Origin of the sequence: Streptomyces sp. NPDC048349 (genome assembly GCF_040651925.1) — a bacterium.
Lineage (GTDB): Bacteria > Actinomycetota > Actinomycetes > Streptomycetales > Streptomycetaceae > Streptomyces.
On sequence record NZ_JBEZLA010000029.1, the window covers coordinates 1 to 23,727 of the forward strand.

21 protein-coding genes are annotated in these 23,727 nt (G+C 71.9%); 10 read left to right on the forward strand and 11 right to left on the reverse strand.

Annotated elements, in window-relative coordinates; all coding sequences use genetic code 11:
• Positions 1-270: 270 nt before the first annotated feature.
• Positions 271-849: an HD domain-containing protein gene (locus tag AB0D44_RS17565; RefSeq protein WP_362591222.1), complete on the reverse strand. Its 579-nt coding sequence runs from the start codon at positions 847-849 to the stop codon at positions 271-273.
• A gap of 14 nt (positions 850-863) precedes the next feature.
• The gene (locus AB0D44_RS17570; RefSeq protein ID WP_362591225.1) at positions 864-1,973 is read right to left on the reverse strand and encodes a helix-turn-helix domain-containing protein; all 1,110 of its coding nucleotides are present in this window, start codon (positions 1,971-1,973) and stop codon (positions 864-866) included.
• A gap of 283 nt (positions 1,974-2,256) precedes the next feature.
• Between AB0D44_RS17570 and AB0D44_RS17575 the strand changes: the two genes are divergently transcribed.
• The 3 genes from AB0D44_RS17575 (at position 2,257) to AB0D44_RS17585 (ending at position 3,302) form a co-directional block, all read left to right on the forward strand.
• The gene (locus AB0D44_RS17575; protein WP_362591228.1) at positions 2,257-2,460 is read left to right on the forward strand and encodes a hypothetical protein; all 204 of its coding nucleotides are present in this window, start codon (positions 2,257-2,259) and stop codon (positions 2,458-2,460) included.
• A 145-nt stretch (positions 2,461-2,605) separates the two neighbouring features.
• Complete coding sequence (locus AB0D44_RS17580) at positions 2,606-3,157, forward strand: hypothetical protein (RefSeq protein ID WP_362591230.1); 552 nt, start codon at positions 2,606-2,608, stop codon at positions 3,155-3,157.
• Positions 3,158-3,173: 16 nt separating this feature from the next.
• On the forward strand, positions 3,174-3,302 hold the full coding sequence (locus AB0D44_RS17585) for a hypothetical protein (protein ID WP_362591233.1): 129 nt from the start codon (positions 3,174-3,176) through the stop codon (positions 3,300-3,302).
• Between the two features lie 167 nt (positions 3,303-3,469).
• Here AB0D44_RS17585 and AB0D44_RS17590 read toward each other — a convergent pair whose 3' ends face one another.
• Positions 3,470-5,299 carry an AMP-dependent synthetase/ligase gene (locus tag AB0D44_RS17590; protein ID WP_362591236.1) on the reverse strand — a complete coding sequence of 610 codons (1,830 nt, stop codon included), beginning with the start codon at positions 5,297-5,299 and terminating at the stop codon, positions 3,470-3,472.
• Positions 5,300-5,384: 85 nt separating this feature from the next.
• Here AB0D44_RS17590 and AB0D44_RS17595 point away from each other — a divergent pair, with 85 nt between their 5' ends.
• From AB0D44_RS17595 to AB0D44_RS17610, 4 genes are all read left to right on the forward strand, one after another.
• Positions 5,385-6,131 carry a MerR family transcriptional regulator gene (locus tag AB0D44_RS17595; protein WP_362591238.1) on the forward strand — a complete coding sequence of 249 codons (747 nt, stop codon included), beginning with the start codon at positions 5,385-5,387 and terminating at the stop codon, positions 6,129-6,131.
• 120 nt (positions 6,132-6,251) lie between these two features.
• The gene (locus AB0D44_RS17600; RefSeq protein ID WP_362591240.1) at positions 6,252-7,079 is read left to right on the forward strand and encodes an FAD binding domain-containing protein; all 828 of its coding nucleotides are present in this window, start codon (positions 6,252-6,254) and stop codon (positions 7,077-7,079) included.
• A complete protein-coding gene (locus AB0D44_RS17605; protein WP_362591242.1) occupies positions 7,076-9,802 on the forward strand; it encodes a molybdopterin cofactor-binding domain-containing protein in 2,727 nt (908 codons plus the stop codon). Before AB0D44_RS17600 ends, AB0D44_RS17605 begins: the two co-directional genes overlap by 4 nt.
• Positions 9,799-10,770 (forward strand): antibiotic biosynthesis monooxygenase, encoded by a 972-nt coding sequence (locus tag AB0D44_RS17610; RefSeq protein ID WP_362591245.1) that lies wholly within the window; start codon positions 9,799-9,801, stop codon positions 10,768-10,770. Before AB0D44_RS17605 ends, AB0D44_RS17610 begins: the two co-directional genes overlap by 4 nt.
• Positions 10,771-10,823: 53 nt before the next feature.
• Here AB0D44_RS17610 and AB0D44_RS17615 read toward each other — a convergent pair whose 3' ends face one another.
• From AB0D44_RS17615 to AB0D44_RS17640, 6 genes are all read right to left on the reverse strand, one after another.
• Positions 10,824-12,995: a 3-hydroxyacyl-CoA dehydrogenase NAD-binding domain-containing protein gene (locus AB0D44_RS17615; RefSeq protein ID WP_362591248.1), complete on the reverse strand. Its 2,172-nt coding sequence runs from the start codon at positions 12,993-12,995 to the stop codon at positions 10,824-10,826.
• A gap of 44 nt (positions 12,996-13,039) precedes the next feature.
• The gene (locus tag AB0D44_RS17620; protein ID WP_362591251.1) at positions 13,040-14,254 is read right to left on the reverse strand and encodes an acetyl-CoA C-acetyltransferase; all 1,215 of its coding nucleotides are present in this window, start codon (positions 14,252-14,254) and stop codon (positions 13,040-13,042) included.
• Positions 14,255-14,282: 28 nt separating this feature from the next.
• Positions 14,283-15,425 carry an acyl-CoA dehydrogenase family protein gene (locus AB0D44_RS17625; protein ID WP_362591254.1) on the reverse strand — a complete coding sequence of 381 codons (1,143 nt, stop codon included), beginning with the start codon at positions 15,423-15,425 and terminating at the stop codon, positions 14,283-14,285.
• 11 nt (positions 15,426-15,436) lie between these two features.
• Positions 15,437-16,462 (reverse strand): LLM class F420-dependent oxidoreductase, encoded by a 1,026-nt coding sequence (locus AB0D44_RS17630; protein ID WP_362591257.1) that lies wholly within the window; start codon positions 16,460-16,462, stop codon positions 15,437-15,439.
• Positions 16,462-17,592, reverse strand: coding sequence for a CaiB/BaiF CoA-transferase family protein (locus tag AB0D44_RS17635; RefSeq protein WP_362591259.1), 1,131 nt, complete (start codon positions 17,590-17,592; stop codon positions 16,462-16,464). Before AB0D44_RS17635 ends, AB0D44_RS17630 begins: the two co-directional genes overlap by 1 nt.
• Positions 17,593-17,686: 94 nt before the next feature.
• A complete protein-coding gene (locus tag AB0D44_RS17640) occupies positions 17,687-18,079 on the reverse strand; it encodes an MmcQ/YjbR family DNA-binding protein (RefSeq protein WP_362591262.1) in 393 nt (130 codons plus the stop codon).
• A gap of 184 nt (positions 18,080-18,263) precedes the next feature.
• Between AB0D44_RS17640 and AB0D44_RS17645 the strand changes: the two genes are divergently transcribed.
• Complete coding sequence (locus AB0D44_RS17645; RefSeq protein WP_362591264.1) at positions 18,264-19,871, forward strand: hypothetical protein; 1,608 nt, start codon at positions 18,264-18,266, stop codon at positions 19,869-19,871.
• A 120-nt stretch (positions 19,872-19,991) separates the two neighbouring features.
• On the forward strand, positions 19,992-21,194 hold the full coding sequence (locus tag AB0D44_RS17650; protein ID WP_362591267.1) for a saccharopine dehydrogenase NADP-binding domain-containing protein: 1,203 nt from the start codon (positions 19,992-19,994) through the stop codon (positions 21,192-21,194).
• A gap of 7 nt (positions 21,195-21,201) precedes the next feature.
• Here AB0D44_RS17650 and AB0D44_RS17655 read toward each other — a convergent pair whose 3' ends face one another.
• Complete coding sequence (locus tag AB0D44_RS17655) at positions 21,202-21,882, reverse strand: endonuclease V (RefSeq protein WP_362591270.1); 681 nt, start codon at positions 21,880-21,882, stop codon at positions 21,202-21,204.
• Positions 21,883-21,908: 26 nt separating this feature from the next.
• On the opposite strand from AB0D44_RS17655, the gene AB0D44_RS17660 reads away from it, so the two are divergent.
• Complete coding sequence (locus tag AB0D44_RS17660) at positions 21,909-22,208, forward strand: YciI family protein (RefSeq protein WP_362591272.1); 300 nt, start codon at positions 21,909-21,911, stop codon at positions 22,206-22,208.
• Positions 22,209-22,362: 154 nt separating this feature from the next.
• Here the strand turns inward: AB0D44_RS17660 and AB0D44_RS17665 are convergent, their stop codons facing one another.
• Positions 22,363-23,445: an oxidoreductase gene (locus AB0D44_RS17665; protein ID WP_362591275.1), complete on the reverse strand. Its 1,083-nt coding sequence runs from the start codon at positions 23,443-23,445 to the stop codon at positions 22,363-22,365.
• Positions 23,446-23,727 lie beyond the last annotated feature (282 nt).

Genomic DNA, 23,727 nt, shown 5'->3' on the forward strand with positions numbered 1-23,727 from the left:
TAGCGGTCCGATGATTTCCCATGCCTGATCGGTCAGTTCATGACGTCGCACCACGAACGGAGTAACGACCGATCGACATTGCGGACACGCCCTAGCACCCGCGGGCAAGCAGGCCGTCCTGCCCCCGTGGCGTACTCCGTGTGACGGGCACCGGTGGGACGCTCCAGGTTCGGTGGCGCAGACCTCCACCAGCGCCTTCCTCACGATCCTCAAAGCCGGTGCCCCCTCTCGCCTGCGGGCGGGAGGGGGCACATCCGTGCGTCGGAGGGGTCAGCTCTTCTCCCCGACTGCGGCCCGCAGCCAATCGAGAGTTCCCTGTCCCAGCAGTTCGTCGGCGAGTCTCCGGCCGGTCTCGGTCGTGAGCCTGCCCTGACTGTTGTCGATCCACCGCTGCGCCGCCTCGTAGCCCTGCGCTCGGTACTCGATGCCCTGCAACAGGCACTCCAGCTTGTCGGCGTCGCGCGCACAGACGGCCTCGGCAGAGTCCTTGCCCTCGTACTCGGCGACGAGTTCCTGGATCGTCGCAGCCAGCAACTCGGGCATGCCCGCCGTCTGGTCGGCGGTCACGGCCTCGGCGTCGGCGCCCGTCGAGTACTTCTTCCCGAGGTGGTTCACATCCCCGGTGCGGGACTCCTGGGTGTCGTGCCACACGGCGAGAAACGCGGCTCGCGCCGGATCGGCACCCTCCAGCTTCGCGATGATCGACGCGATGAGAGAGGTCCGCCACGAGTGCTCGGCGACGCTTTCGGGGTGCTTGACGCCGGCCATCCACCAGCCCGTGCGGGCCGCGTTCTTCAGGGTGCCCGCCTCGAAGAGGAAGCGCGCTACCGCGGACAGGTCGTCAGCCACGTGTGTTCTCCTTCTCACGCCTCGGCCAGGCGGATGGCGTATCGAATACCTTCGAGTTCTCGACGCGCGCGCGTCGTGGGCTCGGTGCCATCCAACAGCATGGGCAGACGGTGACGCAGGGAGCTCCCGGCAGCGGAGGCGCGGAGCAGACCCGGACGGGCGGCCAGCAGGGCCCAGAGCGTGTGCACATTCAGGTCGAAGAAGCCATGGTCGGGGTCCAGTCCGGTAGCCAGGTGCTGGAGCAGTTTGTGGCCGTGCCAGGAGGGCGTGCCGGTGGTGGCGATGAACTCGTCTGACGGCTGGAGGTGGGAGGACTCGCCGATCCAGTACGCCCAGTAGTTCAGGTTCGCCGCTTCACCCGCGTCGTCGTCCTCCAGGGTTGTGGTGATGAAGTGCTGCATGCGGTCCCGGTCCCCCTGCCGGGCCGCGACGGCGGCGATCGACCTCGCAGCAAGCCAGCGGGTCAGCCAGTCGTCCGGTCGTTCAGCGTGCTGCTGCCGGCCGAGCCACCTCGGCGTGTCGGACGCATCGTCGTATCCGGCAAGGTAGAGGGCTTGGCGGCGGAGAAGGAAGTCGCCGCCACGGGCCTCCTCGGCCGTGCGCCTCACCCGCCGGAAGAACTGGCGTCGGTCATCCGCTGACAGCTGGGGCCGGGCGGGGGCTGGGCCACGCCGAGGCCGGGCTGAGAGGTCGAGGTCTCTCATGGGCTCAGGAGTGATCCCGTTGAGTGGCCAGGCCAGTACCTCGACGAGGTCGCGCTGCAGCACCCGGGCGCCGAGAGGGCTGTCAGTGGTGGGCCCGTCGTCGAGGAGGCTCCCGAGGAGCACGTCTGCTTCCAAGCCGTTGTCGAGGGCGCAGAGCAAGACGGGGCGCACGCCCATGCGGAGGAGTCGATGTCGGTAGGCGAGCATTTGCCCCACGGCGAGCGACGTCAAAGGGCGTCGTCCCGATTCCCAGCCCGCGACCGTGTCGGTAGACACCCGAAAGGCCTCAGCCAGTGAGTCCTGCGTGTGGCCGAGCTGCTCGCGGATCACGCGGAAGATGTAGCCGGACACTATGCCGGTGCGACCGCGGTGAGGTGTTCCCTGACCGCGGGTCAGGGTGCTCCGGCCGTCACTCCCCATGGCGCCTCCTCCGACAGCTGAAGCTCCCAAATTACCCGCACTGTTGGTCAGTTCTCGCGCGAAGAACAGCTTCCTAGGATCGTCTCACCACCCGCTGATGACGGTAGGGAGTGACCCCATGACCAGCGGCACAACGTCTCACTGCACCCACGGCGTGCGCAGCATCGACACCCCGGGCGGCACACCTTCAGGGGTCCGCGCGGTCGGCGCGCCCAGCGCCGACTCCTCGACCGGGCGCGGGTCGGCTGGGAGCGGTTCACCGGCGCCGACAGGAGGCCGTCCGATGGGTGAACACCAGCCCCACCGCCTACTCCGCAAGCGCGTCCGCGACATCGCCTCCGGCTCCGAGGGCGAGCTGATGGCCGTCGTCACGGAGAACGTCTCCGACACCGGGTTCGAACGCCTCATGGACCTTGCGTACATCCGGCTTCCGTCCGGACTGGAGATGACCACCGCGGTGGACAACATCGAGGCGGCTGGCCGGTGAGCAAGCACGGCACGTTCGGCAGGTCTTGTACGTGCTGATCGTGCTCGGCGTCCTTGCCGCGCTCGTCGCCGGCACGACTCACCAGGACTCCCGCCCCAGCCGAGGGCGGGCCCGCACATTCCTGCACACGATCGAGGGAGACACCATGTCCAGTCCGTACCCGCCCCCGCCGTGCAGCGCCGGCAGGGGCGAGACCCCGCCACCCCCCGCGTACTCCGGCAGCACCACGCTGGTCGCCGCACCGACCACGCCCCGCGCCCTGCTCTCCGACGCCGACTTCACCGCGGTGACGCACACCATCCTGGACAACAACCCAGGGATGGGCCCCCTCGTCGCGGGCCGCATCCTGGTCGAGGCACTCGCCTTCCTCGCCACCGCCGCGCGCACCAAGGGCGGCCTCGTCCCCTCCCGCGTGGTCGACGAGGGGTGGCACGCCCTGATCCTGCACACCGGCCTCTACCAGAGTCTGTGCGCGCGGCTCGGCGGCTTCGTCCACCACATCCCGGAACGCCCCGACCCGGGCCGCCGCTCGAACGGCACCATCGAGCGCACGATCGCCGCGATCGAAGCGGCCGGCTATGCAGTCGACCGCGGCCTGTGGCGAGGACCGGCCGACACCACGGTCCTCGTGGCAGCGAACTGCCAGCACTCGGGCCCGGAGGGGCCCATCGTCATCATCCCGAAGCCCAAGGGCTGAGGCGTAGGCTCCGGGCATGAGCGAGTGGATCGATCCCAGGTACGACGACGTGGTGGCGGAGCTCCGTGAGCAGCAGGCCGAGCCGGACCGACGGGGGCCTCAACCGGTACGTGGGTTCCTGGTGCCGGAGCCCGACGAGTCCTGATCTGCAGGACCAGCCCCGACCGGTCGTCCCCCGTCGGCCGAAGCTGCTGATCGTCCAGGCGGACGAGACCTTCGAGCTGTGCCGTTCCGCCTGGCCGCGGCCCCGCTCCGCCTCGGTCCGGTGGGGCGCGCCGCGGGTGCGCCCCACCGGACCAGGGGGGTCCCGGGTTACGGAGCCTCGTAGAGGGCGTCGATCAGGGAGCCGTACTTCTGCCGGACCACCCGCCGGCGCAGCTTCAGCGAGGGGGTGAGCTCCCCCGAGTCGGGTCCCCACTCCTCGGTGAGCACCCGGTACCGCTTGATCTGCTCGGTCCGGTTGAGCCGCGCGTTGGCGTCCTCCACGGCGCGGGCGATCTCCGCCCGGACGGCGGGGTCCTCGGCGAGCTCGGCGAGGGAGGCGGCCCCGATGCCCCGGGCCGCCGCCCACGCGGGGGCCAGCTCCGGGTCCAGGACCAGCAGGGCGACCAGGTAGGAGCGGCCGTCGCCGTGGACCAGGGCCTGGCCGATCAGCGGGTGCTCCTTGACGGTGTTCTCCACCAGTGCCGGCGAGACGTTCTTGCCGTTGGAGGTGATGATCAGCTCCTTCTTGCGGTCGGTCAGCCAGAGGAACCCGTCCTCGTCGAGCCGGCCGATGTCCCCGGTCGGGAACCAGCCCTCGTCGTCCGCCGCGCTCTCCACCGAGCCGTCGGGCCGCAGGTAGCCGCCGAAGACGGTCTCGCCGCGGGTCAGGATCTCCCCGTCCCCGGCGAGCCGCAGCTCGAGCCCCTCGATCGGGCGGCCCACCGAACCCAGCCGGAAGCCGGACGGGCTGTTGACCGTGCACACGCCGGAGGTCTCGGTCAGGCCCCAGGCGTCCATGATGGTGATCCCCCAGCCCGCCCAGAAGCGCACCACGTCGATCGGCATCGGGGCCGTGGCGCTCGCCGTCCAGACGAGGCGGTCCAGCCCGGCCAGGCGCAGCAGCGGGTCCAGCACGCGCTCCTTCGCGGTGGCGTACGAGGCTTCGAGCGCCGCCGGTACCTCCACCCCGCGCTCCCGGTGGCCGGCGCGGGCCCGGGCGAGGTCGTTCGCGGCCCCGATGGCCGCGCGCTGCTCCTCGGGCAGCGTCCCCAGGACCGCCTTGACCCCGGCGGCGAGCTTCTCCCAGACCCGGGGCACGCCGAAGAACTGCACCGGGCGCAGTTCGCGGACCACCCCGGCCACGGCGGCCGGGTCGGCGCACAGCCGTACGTGCGCGGCGCGCAGCAGCGGCAGGTAGATGCCGAGGACCCGCTCCGCGATGTGCGCGAAGGGCAGGTAGCAGATGTGCTCGGCGTGCTCGGGCAGCTCGACGTTGCGGTCCAGGCGCACCGCCTGGAGCATGAGGTTGCGGTGGGTGAGGCGGACGCCCTTGGGGTCACCGGTGGTGCCGGAGGTGTAGACGACGGTCAGCGGGTCCTCCGGGTCGGTCTCCTGCCAGCCCTTCTCGAAGGCGTCGGCGCGGTGCAGCCGGGCGCCGCTCGCGTACAGGGAGCCGTAGCTGCGGTGCGGGCCGGCCTGCGCGGCCTCGGCCACGACCAGCCGTTCCAGGGGCACGTCGGCCTCGGCCAGCAGCGGCTCCCACCGGACGAGCTCGCGGGCGCCCTCGACGACGGCCACCCTGGCCCGGCTGTGGCGGGCGATGTGGGCGATCTGCTCGGGCGCGGAGGTCCCGTACACGGTGACGGGGACGGCGCCGAGGTGGACGAGGGCGAGGTCGCTCAGCCAGTGCTCGGGGCGGTTGCCCATCATCATCAGCACGTGCTCGCCGCGCTCGACCCCGAGGGCGGCGTATCCGGAGGCGAGGACGGACACCTGGCGGCGCACCTCGCTCCAGGTGAGGGTCGTCCACGGGGCCGCTTCGGGGCCGGCGCGCCACGAGAGGGCGGGCAGTTCGCCGTACTCGGCGGCGTTGCGGGCCAGCAGGGCGGGGAGGGTGAGCTCCTCGGGTCGTCCGGGCAGTCGCAGGTTCGTGGTCATGGGCAGCTCCTGGCCGTTTCACATCGTTGGTGCGACAGCAATACTGTTGAACCCAAGCTGTGGAGCAGAGAGCGAGGCGCAGACGATGGCCGACCAGGCACCCGAGCCGATGCTCACCGTGGACGAGCTGGCGGCCCGGGCGGGCGTCACCGTCCGCACCGTACGGTTCTACAGCACGCGCGGGCTTTTGCCCCCTCCCGTGATCGGCCCTCGTCGTGTGGGGCACTACGGCCCGGAGCACCTCTCACGGCTGGCGCTGATCGAGGAGTTGCAGCACCAGGGCATGACGCTGTCCGCCATCGAGCGCTACCTGGACGCGCTGCCCGACGATCTGAGCGCCCACGATCTGGCGATCCACCGTGCCCTGGTGGCCAGTTGGGCTCCGGACGCAGCCCAGGAGATCTCCCGGGCGGAGCTGGAGAAGCGGGCGGGGCGGAGCCTGTCGGACACGGACGTGCGGCGGCTGGCGGCGATGAACGTGCTCGCCGCCTCGGGGGACGGCTTCCGGGTGGACGTCGGGCTGCTGCGGCTGGGGGTCGCGCTGCTCGACGTACCGATCGCGCACGAGACGATCCTGGCGGCGCGCACGGTGCTGGTGGAACACACCAGGTCGGCGGCGCACGAGCTGACGGCGCTGTTCCGCGACGAGGTGTGGGGGCCGTTCACGCGGGGCGAGAGCGATCCGGAGCGGGTGGAGTCGATGAAGGCGCTCTCCGCGCACATGCAGCCGATGGTGGTGCAGGCGCTGGTGACGGCCTTCCAGCGCTCGCTGCGGGAGGAACTGCGGGCGGCTTTCGTCTCCGGCGGCGGCACAGCGGCCGAGGGCTCCTGACCGAGCGGCCCCGACCCCTTCTGGGTAGGCTGGAAACGCCTTTCCGCGCCCCGCCGTGCCTCCGTCGAGCAGTGCACGGTCGAGCAGTGCACGAGCGCCTCCGTGAGGGAGATCGCTTCCATGGACCTCAACACCATCACCGACGTCGTGCGCCGGCCGGCGGACCGGCCGGGGGTGCACTGGCGCGAGGGGGACGCCTGGCTCGCGGGCGGCACCTGGCTGTTCTCCGCCGAGCAGCCGGGCCTGCGCCGCCTCGTCGACCTGACGTCGCTGCCCTGGGAGCCGCTCGTCCCGAGCGGCGCCGGCCTCGAGATCGGGGCCACGTGCACCATCCGCGAGCTGTACGCCTTCGCGCCACCGCAGGACTGGCCCGCGGCCGGGCTCATCCCGGCGTCCTGCGAGGCCTTCCTCTCCTCGTTCAAGGTGTGGAACGCGGCCACCGTCGGCGGGAACATCTGCCTGTCCCTGCCGGCGGGACCGATGATCACCCTCACGGTCGCGCTGGAGGCGCGCTACGAACTGTGGGCCCCCGACGGGTCCGTGCGCACCGTGGACGCCCTCGGCTTCGTGACCGGGAACAACCGGAACGTGCTCGCGCCCGGGGAGCTGCTGCGCCGCGTCGAGATTCCGGCGCACGCCCTGCGCAAACGCTGCGCGCACCGCCGCTTCTCACTGACCCGCCTGGGCCGCTCGACCGTGTTCCTGATCGGTACGCACACACCCGGGACGAGCGATCTGCTGCTCACCGTCACCGCCGGCACCACGCGCCCGGTGCGGTTCGCCTTCGCCTCCATGCCCGATGCCGGCACCCTGCGGCAGAGCATCGACGCGATCCCCGCCGACGTCTGGTTCGCCGACCCCAACGGGACCCCCGACCACCGGCGCCATCTGACACGGCACTTCGCCGAGGAGATCCGCGGCGAACTCATCGCCAAGAGCGCGGCATGACGTACCGGGTGAACGGACGGAGCTTCGACGAGGAACCGGCCCCCGGCCAGTGTCTGCGCACCTTCCTGCGCGCACTGGGCCACTTCGGCGTCAAGAAGGGGTGCGACGCGGGCGACTGCGGTGCGTGCACGGTGTGGATGGACGGGGCGCCGGTGCACAGCTGCATCACCCCCGCCTTCCGTGCGGACGGCCGCGAGGTGACCACGATCGAGGGCCTCGGCGCACCCGGCGACCTGCATCCGGTGCAGCGGCGCTTCCGCGACGCCCCGGGGTTCCAGTGCGGTTTCTGCACCGCGGGGATGATCATGACTGCGGCGACGTTCACCGAGGCCCAGAAGGCGGACCTGCCACGGGCGTTGAAGGGGAACCTCTGCCGTTGCACCGGCTACCGGTCGATCGAGGACGCGGTGAGGGGCGTGAGCGCCGTGCAGAGCGCCGCGCCCGGAAAGACCGTCGGGACGAGCGTCGGCGCGCCGGCGGCCGAGGACGTGGTGACCGGCCGGGCCGAGTTCACGATGGACACGCAACGGGAAGGCATGCTGCACCTCAAAGTGCTGCACTCGCCGCACGCGCACGCCCGCATCCTCTCGATCGACCGGTCCGCGGCGCTCGCGGTCCCCGGTGTGCACCGCGTCTACACGTGGCAGGACGTGCCGCGCAGGCGGTTCACCACCGCGATCCACACCGACCACCTGGTCGATCCGGACGACACCTACGTCCTCGACGACACGGTCCGCTTCGTCGGCCAGCGCGTGGCCGTCGTCCTCGCCGACACGGTCGGGGCGGCCGAGGAAGGCTGCCGCAGGCTCCGCGTGGAGTACGAGGTGCTGCCCGCGGTCTTCGACCCCGAGGCCGCCATGGCCGACGGGGCACCCCAACTGCACTGCTCGCACGATCCGTTCGTCCGGGACTGCGTCCACAACCTGCTGCTGGAGATCCACTCGCACATCGGCGACGTCGACGCGGGGTTCGCCACGGCCGACGTGGTCCACGAGGCCACGTACTCCTCACCGCGGGTGCAGCACGCGCACCTCGAGACCCACGGCTCCATCGCCTGGATGGAGGACGGCAGGCTGAACGTCCGCACCAGTTCGCAGTCCCCCTCGATCGCGAAGGCCAAACTCTCCTACCTGTTCGCACTGCGCCCGGACCAGGTGCGCGTGTTCAGCAAGCGCGTCGGCGGCGGTTTCGGCGGCAAGCAGGAGGTCATCTCGGAGGACCTGGCGGCGCTCGCCGCCCTGGACACGGGGCGGCCCGTCTGCTTCGAGTACACGCGCGAGGAGGAGTTCACCACGGCCTCGCCCCGGCACCCGATGAAGCTGACGGTCACGCTCGGTGCGAAGGCGGACGGCACGCTCACCGCCTTCCAGGTCCGCAACGTGTCCAACACGGGCGCCTACGGCAACCACGGCGGCGAGACCCTCTACGCGGGCGGCGCCGCCGTCATGGCCTACCGCTGCCCCAACAAGAAGTACGACGCCTACTCGGTCTACACCAACACCGTTCCCAGCGGCGCACTGCGCGGCTACGGAATGACCCAGCCGGCCTTCGCCGTGGAGTGCGCGATGGACGAGCTGGCCCTGGCCCTGCACATGGATCCGCTCGAACTGCGCCGCCGCAACATCGTGCGCCCCGGCGATCAGCTCGTCGCGATGCACGAAGGCCCCGACGACGTGATGTTCAACGAGGACGGGCTCGCCAAGTGCATCGACCTCGTGGCCGGCGCCCTGGCCCGTACGGCCGACCAGCCCTCCCCCGGCCCGGGGTGGCTCGTCGGCGTCGGCGTGGCCTCCTCCCTGCACGAGACCGCGCCGCCGACCGAGCACATCTCCGAGGCCTGGCTCACGCTCGGCGATGACCTCGTGTACGAACTGGCCGTGGGCACCGTCGAATTCGGGGAGGGCACCTCGACCGCCCACGTCCAGATCGCCGCCCACCAGCTGGGCACGACGCCGTCGCGGATCCGCCTGGTGCAGTCCGACACCGACCGCACGGGATTCGACACGGGCGCCTTCGCGAGCGCCGGACTCTTCGTCGCGGGCAATGCGGTGCTCCGGGCCGCGGGCGCGGTGCGCGACCGCATCCTGGAGTTCGCCGCCGCGCACACGGGCGTCCACCCGGTGATGTGCTCGATGGACGACGACCACGTCGTCTGCGGGGACGAGCGCGTCCCGCTGGCCGAGCTCGTCGCCCTGGCCCGGGCCCGCGGGATCCGTTTCACCGCCGCCCGCAAGGCCTACGGCTCGCCCCGCAGCGTCACCTCCAACACCCAGGGCTTCCGCGTCGCCGTCCACCGGATGACGGGCGAGATCCGCATCCTCTACAGCGTCCACGCCGCCGACGCCGGTGTGGTCATCAACCCGGAGCAGGTCCGCGGCCAGGTGGACGGCGGTGTCGCCCAGGGCATCGGATTCGCGCTGACGGAGAACTTCCGGATGGACGCGGACGGCGCCATGGCCAACCCCAGCCTGCGCAACTACCGGATCCCTGCCTACGCCGACGTCCCCCGCACCGAACTGCTCCTGGTGGGCTCCTCGGACTCCGCCGGCCCCATGCGGGCGAAGGGCATGGCGGAGTGCTGCATCAACCCGGTGGCCCCCGCGCTGGCGAACGCCCTGCGCGACGCCACCGGCGTCCGCTACCGCGAGCTGCCCCTTACGCCGGAGAGGATCTACAGCCGGCTGGGCGAGGGCCGGCCGGCGGCGACGGGCCGCAGGCGATGACCACCGGGAACCGGTCGGACACGGCGGCGACCGTCATCATCGGCCGCACGGTCCGGCCCGGCATGGAGCGGGAGTACGCCCGGTGGCAGGAGGACGTCAACGCCGCCGCCGCCCGCTACCCCGGGCACCTGGGCGCCGAGGTGTCCCCGCCGACGGCGCTGCAACCCGACTGGGTCGTCGTCTACCGGTTCGACTCGGTGGCGCACCTGCAGGCGTGGCTCAACAGCGCCACCCGGCAGCGGCTGCTCGACATCGGCGAGAAGTACTTCGACGGTCCCGCGACCCAGCAGGTGATCAGCGGAGGTACCCAGCCGACGGACCCGCTCGTGACCGTCGTGGTGACCCACCGCGTCCGCCCGGACCAGGTCGAGGACTTCCTCGCGTGGCAGCGCCGCATGAGCCGGGAGGAGGGCAGGTTCGAGGGGTTCCGCGGCACCGAGATCTTCCGCCCCATCGAGGGCCTCCAGGACGAATGGACCACCCTGTACCGCTACGACAACGCCGAGCACCTCGACGCCTGGCTGACCTCGGAGAAGCGGCGGGAGGTCCTCGCCGAGGGGGAGAGGTTCCACGACTTCACCCTGCGCACGATCGACAACTCGTTCGGCAGCTGGTTCGCCTTCGAGGAGAACGGCAGTCCCGCCGCGCCGCCCTCGGAGACCAAGACCTCCCTCGCCGTCTGGGTCGGCCTCTACCCGACGGTCGTGCTGCTGACGCTCCTCCTGCATCCGCTGGGCATGCCGTTCTGGCTGGGGCTGCTCGTGGGAAACCTGCTGTCGAGCTTCACCATGAGCTTCCTCACGATGCCCCACTACGTGAACCGGCTGCTCAAGCGGTGGCTGTGGCCCGCACCGGAGGAGTCCGCGGTGCGGACCAACCTCGTCGGCCTCGGCATCGTCACCGCGGCGCTCGGGTTCTGGGCCGCCGTCTTCTACCTCGTGACGGAGCGGTTCTGGACCCTGCCCTGACCGCCACGGCGGGGGAAGGCCGGCCGGAGCGGCCGGCCTTCCCGGACCCCGCACTAGTCGCTGTACGTCTCGCCCCGCTCGGCCTTCGCCACGAGGGAGGCCGGCGGGGTGAAGCGCTCCCCGTACGTGGTGGCGAGCTCGCGCGCCCGGGCCACGAAGCCCGGCAGGCCGCCCTCGTAGCCGTTGATGTACTGGATCACGCCGCCGGTCCAGGCCGGGAAGCCGATGCCCATGATCGAGCCGATGTTCGCGTCGGCGATGGAGGTGAGCACGCCTTCGTCGAGGCAGCGGACGGTGTCCAGCGCCTCGGAGAAGAGCATCCGCTCCTTCATGTCCTCGAACGGGATCTCGTACCCCGGCTTGGTGAAGTGCTCGCGCAGGCCGGGCCAGATGCCCGCGCGCTTGCCCGCCTCGTCGTACGCGTAGAAGCCGGCCCCGCCGCTGCGCCCGGGGCGGCCGAACTCGTCGACCATCCGGTCGATGACCCCGTCGGCCGGGTGCTCGGCCCACGCGCGGCCCTCGGCCTCGAAGGCCTTGCGGGTCTCGTTGCGGATCTTGCGCGGGAGGGTGAGGGTGAGCTCGTCCATCAGCGAGAGCACCTTGGCCGGGTAGCCGGCCTGGGCGGCGGCCTGCTCGATCGAGGCGGGCTCGATGCCCTCGCCGACCATGGCCACGCCCTCGTTGATGAACTGGCCGATGACGCGCGAGGTGAAGAACCCGCGCGAGTCGTTGACCACGATCGGGGTCTTGTTGATCTGGCGGACCAGGTCGAAGGCGCGGGCGACGGCCTCGTCCCCGGTCCGCTCGCCCTTGATGATCTCGACCAGGGGCATCTTGTCGACCGGCGAGAAGAAGTGCAGGCCGATGAAGTCCGCGGCGCGCGACACCCCTTCCGCGAGGCCCGTAATGGGCAGCGTGGAGGTGTTGGAGCAGAGCAGCGCGTCCGGCGCGACGACGTCCTGGATCTCCTGGAACACCGTGTGCTTGAGGGCGGTGTCCTCGAAGACGGCCTCGATGACGGCGTCACAGCCCGCCAGGTCGGCCGCGTCGGCGGTGGGCGTGATCCGGGCGAGCAGCTCGGCGCGCTGGGCCTCGGTGGTGCGGCCGCGGGAGAGGGCCTTGTCGAGCAGCTTCTCGGAGTACGCCTTGCCCTTGGCGGCGGCCTCGGCGCTGACGTCCTTGAGCACCACCTCGATGCCCGCGCGGGCGCAGGAGTAGGCGATGCCCGCGCCCATCATGCCCGCGCCGAGGACGGCGACCTTGCGGACCGGGCGGGACCCGATCCCCTGCGGGCGGCTGCGGCCGGCGTTCACGGCCTGGAGGTCGAAGAAGAACGCCTGGATCATGTTCTTGGCGGTCTGGCCGGTGACCAGCTCGGTGAAGTAGCGGGCCTCGATGGTCAGCGCGGTCTCGAAGTCCACCTGGGTGCCCTCGACGGCGCAGGCCAGGATGTTGCGCGGGGCCGGGTACGGGGCCCCGTTCAGCTGCTTCTTCAGGTTGGCCGGGAAAGCCGGGAGGTTGGCGGCGAACCGCGGGTTGGACGGGGTGCCGCCCGGGATCTTGTAGCCGGGTACGTCCCAGGGCTGCTTGGACTCGGGGTTCGCGTCGATGAAGGCGCGGGCCTTGGCGAGCATCTCCTCGGGGGTCGCGGCCAGTTCGTGGACCAGGCCGTTCTCCAGGGCGCGCTGCGGGTTGTACTGGGTGCCCTGGAGCAGGACCTTGAGCAGCGCGTCGGCGATGCCCATCAGGCGCACGGTGCGGGTGACGCCGCCGCCGGCCGGCAGGAGGCCGAGGGTGACCTCGGGCAGGCCGATCTTGGAGCCGGGGGCGTCGAGGGCGACGCGGTGGTGGGAGGCGAGGCAGATCTCGTAACCGCCGCCCAGGGCGGCGCCGTTGATGGCGGCGACCACGGGCTTGCCGAGGGTCTCGATGCGGCGCAGGGAGCGCTTGATCTCGGTGCCGGTGTCGAAGGCGAGCTGCGCGTGCTCGGGGCGCAGCCGGACCATGTCCTTGAGGTCGCCGCCCGCGAAGAAGGTCTTCTTGGCGGAGGTGTAGATGATGCCGCGGATGGAGTCCTTCTCGGCCTCGGCGCGGTCGGCAATGGCCGCGATGGAGTCCTTGAAGGCCTGGTTCATCGTGTTGGCGGACTGGTCGGGGTCGTCGAGGACCAGGGTGACGATGCCGGTCTCGTCCTGTTCCCAGCGGATCGTGGTGGACTCGCTCATGTTCGCTACTTCCGTGTCGGAGGGGTCGGGGGATACAGGACGGTTCAGAGGCGCTCGACGATGGTGGCGACGCCCATGCCGCCGCCGACGCAGAGGGTGACGAGCCCGTAGCGCTTGTCCTGGCGCTCCAGTTCGTCGACGACCGTGCCGAGGATCATCGCGCCGGTGGCGCCGAGGGGGTGTCCGAGCGCGATGGCCCCGCCATTGACGTTGACCTTGTCGAGGGAGACGCCCATGTCCGCGACGAAGCGCAGGACGACGCCCGCGAAGGCCTCGTTGATCTCGATCAGGTCGATGTCGTCGATGGTCAGGCCGGCCTTGGAGAGGGCCTTGCGGGCGGCGGGGGCGGGGCCGGTGAGCATGATGGTGGGCTCGGAGCCGGAGACGGCCGCCGAGACGATCCGGGCGCGCGGCGTGAGCCCGCCGCGCTCCCCCGCCTCGCGGGAGCCGATGGCGACGAGCGAGGCGCCGTCGACGATGCCGGAGGAGTTGCCCGCGTGGTGGACGTGGTCGATCTTCTCGACCCAGTGGTACTTCTGCAGGGCGACAGCGTCGAAGCCGCCGAGTTCGCCGATGTCCGCGAAGGAGGGCTTGAGCTTGGCGAGGGTGTCCGCGGTCGTGCCCGGGCGGACGAACTCGTCGTGGTCCAGGACGACCAGGCCGTTGCGGTCGGTGACGGGGACCACGGACTTCGCGAAGCGCCCGTCCTTGATGGCCGCGGCGGCCCGCTCCTGGGAGAGGGCCGCGTACTCGTCCACGTCGCGCCGGGAGAATCCCCCGATGGTGGCGATCAGGTCGGCTCCGATACCCTGCGGGACGAAGTTGACGTCCCAGTTGGTCATGGGGTCGTTGAACCAGGCACCGCCGTCGGAGGCCATCGGGACGCGGGACATGGACTCCACGCCGCCCGCCAGGACCAGGTCCTCCCAGCCGGAGCGGACCTTGGCGGCGGCCAGGTTGACGGCCTCCAGGCCGGAGGCACAGAAGCGGTTCTCCTGCACGCCCGCCACGGTGTCGGGGAGGCCGGCGGCGATGGCGGCGATCCGGGCGATGTCGGAGCCCTGGTCGCCGACCGGGCCGACGACGCCGAGCACGATGTCGTCGATGTCGGCGGGGTCCAGGCCCGGGTTGCGCTCGCGCAGGGCGTGGATGAGGCCGACGACCAAGTCGATCGGCTTGGTGCCGTGCAGGGCGCCGTTGGCCTTGCCGCGGCCGCGCGGGGTGCGGATCGCGTCGTATACGTAAGCTTCGGTGCTCACTGGTCAAGCCTTTCGGGAGGTCGGGGTCTTAGCCGAGGAGGGAGCGGCCGATGATCTCTTTCATGATCTCGGTCGTGCCGCCGTAGATGGTCTGGATGCGGCCGTCGGTGAAGGCCCGCGCGACCCGGTATTCGGTCATGTATCCGTATCCGCCATGGAGTTGCAGGCAGCGGTCGGCGACCCGCTTCTGGAGCTCGGTGGCCCACCACTTGGCCATCGAGGCGTGCACGTGATCCAGTTCGCCCTGCGAGTGGTCCGTGATGCAGCGGTCGAGGAAGGTGCGGGTGACCGCGCACTCGGTGGCCATCTCCGCGATCTCGAAGCGGATGTGCTGGAGCCTGGACAGCGGCCGGCCGAAGGCCTCGCGCTCCTTGACGTACTGGGTGGTGATCTCCAGCAGGTGCTCGGCGGCCGCGATGGCGGCCATCGCGATGCCCATCCGTTCCTGCGCGAGGTTGGTCATCAGGTGGACGAAGGCGCCGTTCAGCTCGCCGAGCAGGTTTTCCTTGGGGACGCGGACGTCGTGGAAGAACAGCTCGGCGGTGTCCTGGGACTTCTGACCGATCTTGTCGAGGTTGCGGCCGCGCTCGAAGCCCTCCATGCCGCGTTCGACGACCAGCAACGACAGTCCGTGGGCCCCGCCCTCGGGCGTGGTCTTGGCGACCACGATCACCAGGTCGGCGAGGATGCCGTTGGAGATGAAGGTCTTGGAGCCGTTCAGCACCCAGTGGTCGCCCCGGTCCTCGGCGCTGGTGCGGATCCCCTGGAGGTCGGAGCCGGCGCCCGGTTCGGTCATCGCGATGGCGGTGATGGTCTCGCCCGAGCAGAAGCCGGGCAGCCAGCGGCGCTTTTGCTCCTCCGTGGCCAGCGAGGTCAGGTAGGGCCCGATGATGTCGTTGTGCAGGCCGATGGCGAGTCCGGGAGCGCCCGCCCGGGTGAACTCCTCGGCGATCACCGCGGCGTAGCGGAAGTCCGGGTTGCCGCCGCCCCCGTACTCCTCCGGGACGGCGAGGCCCAGCAGCCCCTGCCGGCCCGCGGCCCGCCAGGCCCCGCGGCTGACGATGCCGTCCTTCTCCCACTGCTCGTAGTGCGGCAGCACCTCCTTGGCGAGGAACGTGCGGACGGTCTCGCGGAACGCCTCGTGGTCGGCGTCGAAGATCTGGCGTTTCATCAGCGGGCTCCCTAAAGCCAGTTCTTGACGGTCTCGATCAGGCGGGCGGGTTCGGGTCCGACGGGTGTCACGTTGAGCATCGTGACCCCTGCCTCCCGGAAGGCCTCGATGCGCTCGCGGACATAGCCCTCCGGGCCGCACAGCGTCATCAGCTCGCAGAACTCGTCCGGAACGGCCGCCGCCGCGTCGCGCTTGCGGCCCGCCAGGTAGAGCTCCTGGATCGTGCGGGCCTCCTCCTCGTAGCCGTAGGCCACGGCGAGGTCGTTGTAGAAGTTCTTGCCGACCGCGCCCATGCCGCCGACGTACAGGGCGATCTGCGGGCGGGCGAGGTCCCGTGCCGCGGCCGCGTCCTCGCCGATGGCGAGCAGGCCGCCCGCCACGGTCCGCAGCGGGCCGAGCTCGGGCGGGCGCCGGGCGGCACCCTCCGCCAGCGGGGCTCCCCACACCTCGCGGGCCTTTTCCGGGATGAAGAGGGTGGGCAGCCAGCCGTCGGCGATCTCGGCCGTCAGCCGTACGTTGGCCGGGCCGAGGGAGGCGATGTAGACGGGGATGGCGCTGCGGACCGGCCGGGTCAGGAGCTTCAGCGGCTTGCCGTGGCGGCCGCCCTTCCCGGGCGGCAGCGGCATGTCGGTGATGCCGTGGTGGTCGATGGTCTCGCGGCGCCAGATGCGGCGGCACAGCTCGACGGTCTCGCGGGTCCGGCCGAGCGGCTTGTCGTACGGCTTGCCGTGCCACCCCTCCACGACCTGCGGCCCGGAGGCGCCGAGGCCGAGCAGCGCCCGGCCGCCGGAGACCGCGTCCAGGCCGGCGGCCGTCTGGGCGATGAGGCCGGGGGTGCGCGAGTAGACGTTGAGGATCGCCGAGCCGATCTTCATCCGCTCCGTGCGGGCGGCGAGGTACCCCATGATCGTCGGGGAGTCGAAGCCCCATGCCTCGGCGACCCACACGGCGTCCAGCCCGGCCGCCTCCAGTGCCGCGGCCCGGTCGGCGGCCCGGCGCGGGTCTGCGGTGTAGTCGAGCATCATCGACAGTTCCATCACGCCTCCTTGCCGAGCAGGGCCGGTACGTCCCAGTCGGCGGCCACGGAAGCGGTGTCCGCGCCGGGCAGGGCGGGTCCGCGGGCCACGCGGGTCGGGGTCGCGGAGAAGCGCGGGGCGGGCGCGGGCTGGGTGATCCCGCCGTGGTCGGTGAAGGTCCCGCGGGCCGCGAGGTGCGGGTGGTGCGGGGCCTCGCGCAGCGAGAGCACCGGCGCCACGCACGCGTCGGTGCCCTCGAAGACCGCCGTCCACTCCTCGCGGGTACGGGACTTGAAGCGTGCGGCGACGGCCTCGCGCAGCTCGCCCCAGCGGGCGAGGTCCTTGCGGGCCGGGGCCTGCTCCGCGATGCCGAGCAGGTCCACGAAGGTGTCGTAGAACTGCTGCTCCAGGGCGCCGACCGCCATGTACTGGCCGTCGGAGGTCTCGTAGGTCCCGTAGAACGGGCAGCCGCCGTCGAGCAGGTTGACCCCGCGCCGGTCCTGCCAGCCGCCCGCCGCCACCATGCCGTGGATCATCGCGGTGAGGTGGGCGGTCCCGTCGACGATGGCCGCGTCGACGACCTGGCCCGTGCCACCGGGGGTACGGGCGTGCTGGAGCGCGGCGAGGACGCCGATGACGAGGTAGAGCGAGCCGCCCGCGTAGTCGCCGACCAGGTTGGCGGGGACGGCCGGGGGCCCGTCCGGGCTGCCGATCATGCCCAGGGCGCCGGTGACGGCGATGTACGCGATGTCGTGGCCGGCGGTGGGGGCGAGCGGCCCCTGCTGGCCCCATCCGGTCATCCGCCCGTAGACCAGCTTCGGGTTGCGGGCGTGGCAGTCGGCCGGCCCGACGCCCAGCCGCTCGGCGACCCCCGGGCGCAGGCCCTCGATGAGCACGTCGGCGCGCTCGGCGAGCTCCAGCACGCGGGCGGGCCCGTCGGCGGACTTGAGGTCGACCAGCACGGAGCGCTTGTTGCGGTTGGTCACGTCATAGGCCGGGTCGACCGCGAGCCCGCCGCCGCCCGGGCGGTCCACGCGGACCACGTCCGCGCCCAGGTCGGCCAGGAGCATGGCGGCGAACGGCCCGGGGCCGATGCCCGCCAGTTCCACGACGCGCACTCCGGCGAGCGGGCCGGTCCCTGTCACTGCCATCGAGCCCCCAGCATTCGTAGCCGCACGGTGTGACACAACTGATGTAACACCAGCGATGCTAGGAACGCGTTCCACTCAGCACAAGAGCAAGCGCTTAGCCATTTGCCTCGATCCGCGCGTCCAGCTCCTTGACGTGCCGCTTGAGCGCCACCGTCCGGTAGCTCTCCTCCACCCACTCGCACAGGACCTGCGCGGAGGGCGCGCCCTGCACCCCCAGCGGGACGGAGACCCAGCCGGACCGGCCCAGGCCGTAGCCGGCGGGCTCCGCGCCCGGCGAGGACATCGCGTGCCCGTGCAGCGCCTCGTCCTTGAGCTTGACGGACAGGCCGGGCGGCTGCGGGCCGTCGGCGTTGCCGAGGAAGACGAAGATCTTCTTGTTGACCTTCACCACGCAGTCCTCGGGACCCCACGGATACTCCTCCACGGCCTCCGGAAGCCCGCGGGCGAACTCCCGCACCGCCTCCCAGGTGCGCACCGCAGCCTTCATCAGCGCCTCCACATCGCGTCGGACCTCACGCTAGCCTTCCACCGCTGATCAAAGTCCTCGCGGCGCGGCCCGAGGCTATGTACTCTGAGCACGCTTCAAACCTGAGCGAGTTCAAAAACGAAAAATGGGGGGGCCGGTGCGCAATCGCCGACTCGTAATTTCCGCCGCCGTCATGGCTGCGGGCGTGGGTCTCATCCCGGGGGTGGCCGAGGCCGATCCGGTCGCGCCGGGCAAGAAGGGCATATCCGTGCCCGACGCGGAGCTGCACCAGGCCGCGGCGGAGAACTTCACGACCTTCAAGAGCTCGGCCGAGCGCTCGGTCCGCGCGTCCGCCGGCGACAAGGCCACCGCGCAGTCGGCGGACGCCGTCGCGAACCTCGCCGTGGGCCTGACGGCCTCCAACGTGTCCGCCCACACGCTGAAGCTGGACACCACCGTCACCAGCGATCCGGGCCGCTACGTCGATGCCGTCATCAACTGGGGCGACGGCACCACGAGCAACGAGACCGCCTACGGCAGCACGACGATGACCACCCGGCACAACTACGCGGAGCTGGGCACCTACAGCGTCACGGTCACCGCGACGGACCGCGCCAGCGGCACCGCCGTCTCCAACTCGGTCGAGATCATCACCGCGGGCTCGGACTTCACCCCGTACGGCCCGACCCGCCTGCTGGACACCCGCAGCGGCATCGGCGCCGCCAAGGCCAAGGTCGCCCCGTACTCCACGGCCCGCGTGCAGATCGCCGGCAACGGCTCGATCCCGGCGGGCGTCACGGCCGTGGTCCTGAACCTCACGGTCACCAACACCGCCAGCGGGGGCCACGTCACGGCGTTCCCCTCGGGCACGGAGCGTCCGATCACCTCGAACGTCAACTTCGTCGCCGGCCAGACCGTGCCGAACCTGGCGGTCGTGCCGGTCGGCGCCGACGGCTACGTCGAGCTCTACAACGGCGGCTGGGAGTCGATCGACCTGATCGCCGACGTCACCGGCTACTACGCCAAGGCCGCCTCCAGCGGCTACACGCCCATCGCCCCGGTCCGCTTCGCCGACACCCGCGAGGGCCTCGGCACCGCGCGCGGCCAGCTCGCCGGGCAGGCGTCCTTCGGCCTGCAGATCGGCGGCAGCCGCGGCGTGCCCGCCGGGATCACCGCCGTCGCGCTCAACGTGACCGTCACCAACCCGCGCGAGGCCGGTCACCTGACCGCCTACCCGAGCGGCCAGGCGGCGCCGAGCGCCTCCAACGTGAACTTCACCGCCGGACAGACCATCGCCAACTCGGTGATCGTCCCGGTCGGCTCCGACGGCAAGATCAACATCCGCAACGGCGCCTGGGCCGGCACCGACGTGATCGTCGACGTCGTCGGTTACTACAGCCTGGCCAGCGAGGGCGCGTACCTGCGCCTCAAGCCGACGCGCGTGTTCGACACCCGCGACCCCGCGGACTCCGTCTACGGACCGGTGTGGGGCCGCAACTACATCTGGGTGGACTTCGCCTCCAAGTGGCCCGACGACACCGGCTACGTGCTGAACACCACCGCCACCAACACGGCCGGACCGGGCTTCGTGGCGGTCGCACCGGACCCGAACTACCGCTGGCAGTACGACAACGGGTCGGCGTCCTGGCCCGACGCGCCCAACTCGTCCACCCTCAACTTCACCGCGGGCAAGACCGTCCCGAACCTGGTGCAGGCGAGCACGGGCAACACGGGCATCATCGACTTCTGGAACCAGTCGGACGACGACATCGACATGATCGTCGACATGTTCGGCTACTACGACAAGAACTGACCCACCGGCAGCCGGCGGATCCAGCGCCCCGGGGAACGGCCGTCCAGGCCGTCCCCCGGGGCGTTGCCCGTTTCCCCCGCACGCTAGCCTCGCCCCCGACACCAGCTGGGAGGAGCGGTCATGAACGCACGGGTTCGGCAGGACCAACCGCAGGAGCGGGCCCACGACGTCGTGCTCTTCGGCGCGACGGGGTTCGTGGGGGCGCTGACCGCCGAGTACCTCGCGGCGCACGCCCCCGCCGGCTGCCGCTGGGCCCTCGCGGGCCGCGACCTCGCCAAGCTCGAGCGGCTGCGCGAGAGGCTGGCCGCGATCGACCCGGCCTGCGCCGGGCTGCCGCTGCTGCGGGCGGACGCCTCGGACGCCGCGGCGGTGCGCGAACTGGCCGCGTCCACCCGGGTGCTGGCCACCACCGTGGGCCCGTACGTCTGGTACGGCGCGGAGCTGGTCGCCGCCTGCGCCGAGGCGGGCACGGATTACGTGGACCTCACCGGGGAGCCGGAGTTCGTGGACCGGATGTACGTGGAGCACGACGCGCGGGCCCGGGAGACCGGGGCGCGGATCGTGCACGCCTGCGGCTTCGACTCGGTCCCGGCCGACCTCGGGGCGTACTTCACGGTCGGACAGCTGCCCGAGGGGGTGCCGCTGCGGGTCGACGGGTTCATGCGGTCCAACGCCCTGTTCTCCGGCGGCACGCTGGCCTCGGCCCTGACCGCCCTGGGCCGCGGCCCCCAGACGCTGGCCGCCGCTAACGCCCGTCGGCTGCACGAGCCCCGGCTGCTGGGGCGCCGGGCGCGGGGGCCGGTGGGACCGCCGCGGTTCAGCCGGGAGACCGGCACCTGGGCGCTGCCGCTGCCCACGCTGGACCCGCGGATCGTGGCCCGCTCGGCGGCCGCACTGGAGCGGTACGGCCCCGACTTCCGCTACCGGCACTACGCCTCGGTCAAGCACCTGCCGGTCGCGGTGGGCGGGGTGGCGGCCGTGGGTGTGACGGCGGCCCTGGCCCAGGTCCCCGCCGCCCGGCGGTGGCTGATGGACCGCTGGGAGCCGGGCCGCGGACCGGACGCGGAGCGCCGGGCCCGCAGCTGGTTCAGCGTGCGCTTCGTGGGAGAGGGCGGCGGCCGGCGCGTGCTCACCGAGGTCTCGGGCGGCGATCCGGGCTACGGGGAGACGGCGAAGATGCTGGCGGAGTCGGCGCTCTGCCTGGCCTACGACGCCCTGCCGGCGGCCGCCGGACAGCTGACGACGGCCGCGGCGATGGGCGACGCGCTGACGGCCCGCCTCCAGAAGGCCGGGATCACCTTCCGGGTGGCGGACGCCCGCTGAGCGGGAGTCACCCCACGGCCTCGCGCAGGGCGCGGCGGCACAGGGAGTCGGCGTGCCGGGTGGTCTCCGGGATCCGGAAACGGGGGCTGAGGGCGAGGACGTGGGCGCAGGCGTTGTCCAGCGACACGCGGTGCCCGACGGAGACGAACACCGGCTTGATCCCGTCCTGGGTCCGCAGCGCCCGGCCGGCCTCGGTTCCGTCGGCGGCGACCAGCGGGGCGGCGTCACCGCGCCGGCCGCCCGGTTCCTCGTACGTGAAGGTGAACGGGTTCTTCGCGACCCCGATGGCCGGGAGCCCGGTGACCACGCCCAGGTGGCAGGCCAGGCCGAAGCCCCGCGGGTGGGCGAGCCCGTAGCCGTCGCAGACGACGAGGCCGGGCCGCGCGGTCAGCGAGTCGAGGGCGTCCCGTACGGTCGGCAGCTCGCGGAAGGCGAGCAGCCCCGGCACGTAGGGGAAGCTGACGTGCCCGACGGCGGTGGCCTCCTCGACGACCTCCAAAGTGGCGGCGTCGAGCACCACGGCCGCGGCGGCGACCAGGTCGCGGGCATCGTCGTAGGCGACGTCCACGCCCGCGACCAGGCCCTGGCCGGGCGGCGGGCCGGGCTCGGTGAGCACGAGCTGGTGGCGTAGTTCGTCCTGTATCGCCCGGGCCTCGGCCTCGTCGGCGGGGGTCTTCGTCCTCGTCATGATGGAGCGAGAGTAGCCTGGCGATCATGTTCGTCATGGAGCTCACCTACACCGCGCCCATCGAAGCCGTCGAAGACCACATAGACGCGCACTTCGCCTGGCTGGACGGCTACTACGCCTCCGGCGTCTTCCTCGCTTCGGGGCGCAAGGTCCCGCGCGACGGGGGCGTGATCCTGGCCGGCGGGGTGTCCCGCGCCGAGATCGAGAAGATCGCGGCCGAGGACCCCTTCACGGTGGCGGGCGTCTGCGCCTACCGCATCACCGAGTTCCTCGCCACGAAGACCTCGGCCGACCTCGCCACGGTCCGCGAGAACCCGGCGGTCTGACGGAGGTGTCCCGCCGGTCGGGGGGCTCGAGAACCCGGCGGCCTGACGGGGTGTCCCTCCGGCCGGGCGGGCACGGCACCCCGGTCGCGTCCGGACGGCCGGCGGGGTCGCCCCGAGGGCATCGTGGCCCACGGGCGCCCCGCCGGCCGGCGGATCAGCGGCGTTCCAGCCGGGCCACCCGGCCCTTCTCCCCCGAGGCCCAGCACCCGGTGTCCGGGGCGCAGTCGACCGTGTCGAAGGACCCGGGGTCCAGCGTCCGCCAGCTGCGGCCGCCGTCCTGCGTGAGGTCCGTACCCGTCGGCCCCACCGCCAGCGCCGTGCCGCGGCCGTACGGATACCAGGCGGCGCCGGAGCGGTAGGCCGGCGGCGGGGCGGCCGCCTGGCGCCAGCTGCGCCCGCCGTCGGTGGAGACGGCCGCGGCCTGCGGGGAGGCCTGCCCGGTGCGGTAGTCGCCACCGACCGCGAGGCCCGTCGTACGGTCCCGGAAGGCGAGGGCGAAGACGCCCCGCGCCGGGTCTCCCGCCGGGACGGTCGATTCGGCGGCGCGCCAGGTCAGGCCGCGGTCCGCGGAGTGCAGCACCCGCGCGGCCGGCCCGCCGCCCGTGGCCAGCCAGACGTCCCGCGGCCCGGCGCTGACCAGACACTGGCCGCTCGCCGCGAAGCCGGCCTCGCCGGGCAGCGCCTGCGGCATCCCGGTGTCCGGCAGCACCCGCCAGCTGCGCCCGCCGTCGTCCGTGGAGAGGATGCGGAACCTGCCGTCCACCGGGTCGCTCACGGCCAGCCCGTGCCGGGCGTCGAAGAAGGTGAGGCAGTCGTAGAAGGCGCGGGGGTCGGGGTTGCGGAAGGTCTCGGTCCAGGTGGCGCCGCCGTCCTCGGTGCGCAGCACCCGGGAGGCCTCGCCCTCGCCGATGGACAGGGCCACCGCGCGCCGCGCGTCGAAGGCCTCGACGTCGCGCAGTTCCAGGCCCTCCGCGACCGCACCCGGCGGCGAGACGTCCTGCCAGCTGCGGCCGCCGTCGATCGTGCGCAGGACGGTGCCCTTGGAACCGGCGACCCAGGCCGTGGTCCGGCTGACCGCCGCCAGTCCGCGGAACCGGACCTCCTTGCCGGTGTCCTTCAGCGCCCAGCCCGCGCCGCGCAGGTCCGCCGTTCCTCCGGCCGCGGACGCATGGGCGGGCGGTGCCAGTAAGCCCACCGCCAACGCTGCCGCGCACATGCCAACTCCCAGAAGTCTCATGGCGCCGGAAGCTAACGCACGCCCGATTCCCCGTCCAGGGTGCGTCGCCCGCCGGGTCGCCGGTCCGCAGGCAGACGCGGGACCGTGCGTTGCGCCTGTGGAGTGAGCGGTAACCAGCCCTTCTGCGACCTCTCCGGAGCCTGCCCGGTCAGGGTGATCTTCTTGGGGCCACACCTGCCTCATGGTCACTCTGTGCGATCACACAGTCAGGTTCCGGCCAATCGGTGACACAGCTCACGTCAGTCCCCATGCACGGATTTGCCGATTCGGGCGTCTATCGGG

Bases quoted from the DNA above. Each gene is read 5' to 3' on its own strand.
- AB0D44_RS17635 (WP_362591259.1), bottom strand. From the start codon at position 17,592: ATGGCAGTGACAGGGACCGGCCCGCTCGCCGGAGTGCGCGTCGTGGAA.
- AB0D44_RS17625 (WP_362591254.1), bottom strand. From the start codon at position 15,425: ATGAAACGCCAGATCTTCGACGCCGACCACGAGGCGTTCCGCGAGACC.
- AB0D44_RS17610 (WP_362591245.1), top strand. From the start codon at position 9,799: ATGACCACCGGGAACCGGTCGGACACGGCGGCGACCGTCATCATCGGC.
- AB0D44_RS17585 (WP_362591233.1), top strand. From the start codon at position 3,174: ATGAGCGAGTGGATCGATCCCAGGTACGACGACGTGGTGGCGGAGCTC.
- AB0D44_RS17655 (WP_362591270.1), bottom strand. From the start codon at position 21,882: ATGACGAGGACGAAGACCCCCGCCGACGAGGCCGAGGCCCGGGCGATA.
- AB0D44_RS17570 (WP_362591225.1), bottom strand. From the start codon at position 1,973: ATGGGGAGTGACGGCCGGAGCACCCTGACCCGCGGTCAGGGAACACCT.
- AB0D44_RS17660 (WP_362591272.1), top strand. From the start codon at position 21,909: ATGTTCGTCATGGAGCTCACCTACACCGCGCCCATCGAAGCCGTCGAA.
- AB0D44_RS17615 (WP_362591248.1), bottom strand. From the start codon at position 12,995: ATGAGCGAGTCCACCACGATCCGCTGGGAACAGGACGAGACCGGCATC.
- AB0D44_RS17650 (WP_362591267.1), top strand. From the start codon at position 19,992: ATGAACGCACGGGTTCGGCAGGACCAACCGCAGGAGCGGGCCCACGAC.
- AB0D44_RS17630 (WP_362591257.1), bottom strand. From the start codon at position 16,462: ATGGAACTGTCGATGATGCTCGACTACACCGCAGACCCGCGCCGGGCC.
- AB0D44_RS17575 (WP_362591228.1), top strand. From the start codon at position 2,257: ATGGGTGAACACCAGCCCCACCGCCTACTCCGCAAGCGCGTCCGCGAC.
- AB0D44_RS17580 (WP_362591230.1), top strand. From the start codon at position 2,606: ATGTCCAGTCCGTACCCGCCCCCGCCGTGCAGCGCCGGCAGGGGCGAG.
- AB0D44_RS17605 (WP_362591242.1), top strand. From the start codon at position 7,076: ATGACGTACCGGGTGAACGGACGGAGCTTCGACGAGGAACCGGCCCCC.
- AB0D44_RS17640 (WP_362591262.1), bottom strand. From the start codon at position 18,079: ATGAAGGCTGCGGTGCGCACCTGGGAGGCGGTGCGGGAGTTCGCCCGC.
- AB0D44_RS17590 (WP_362591236.1), bottom strand. From the start codon at position 5,299: ATGACCACGAACCTGCGACTGCCCGGACGACCCGAGGAGCTCACCCTC.
- AB0D44_RS17600 (WP_362591240.1), top strand. From the start codon at position 6,252: ATGGACCTCAACACCATCACCGACGTCGTGCGCCGGCCGGCGGACCGG.
- AB0D44_RS17595 (WP_362591238.1), top strand. From the start codon at position 5,385: ATGGCCGACCAGGCACCCGAGCCGATGCTCACCGTGGACGAGCTGGCG.
- AB0D44_RS17665 (WP_362591275.1), bottom strand. From the start codon at position 23,445: ATGAGACTTCTGGGAGTTGGCATGTGCGCGGCAGCGTTGGCGGTGGGC.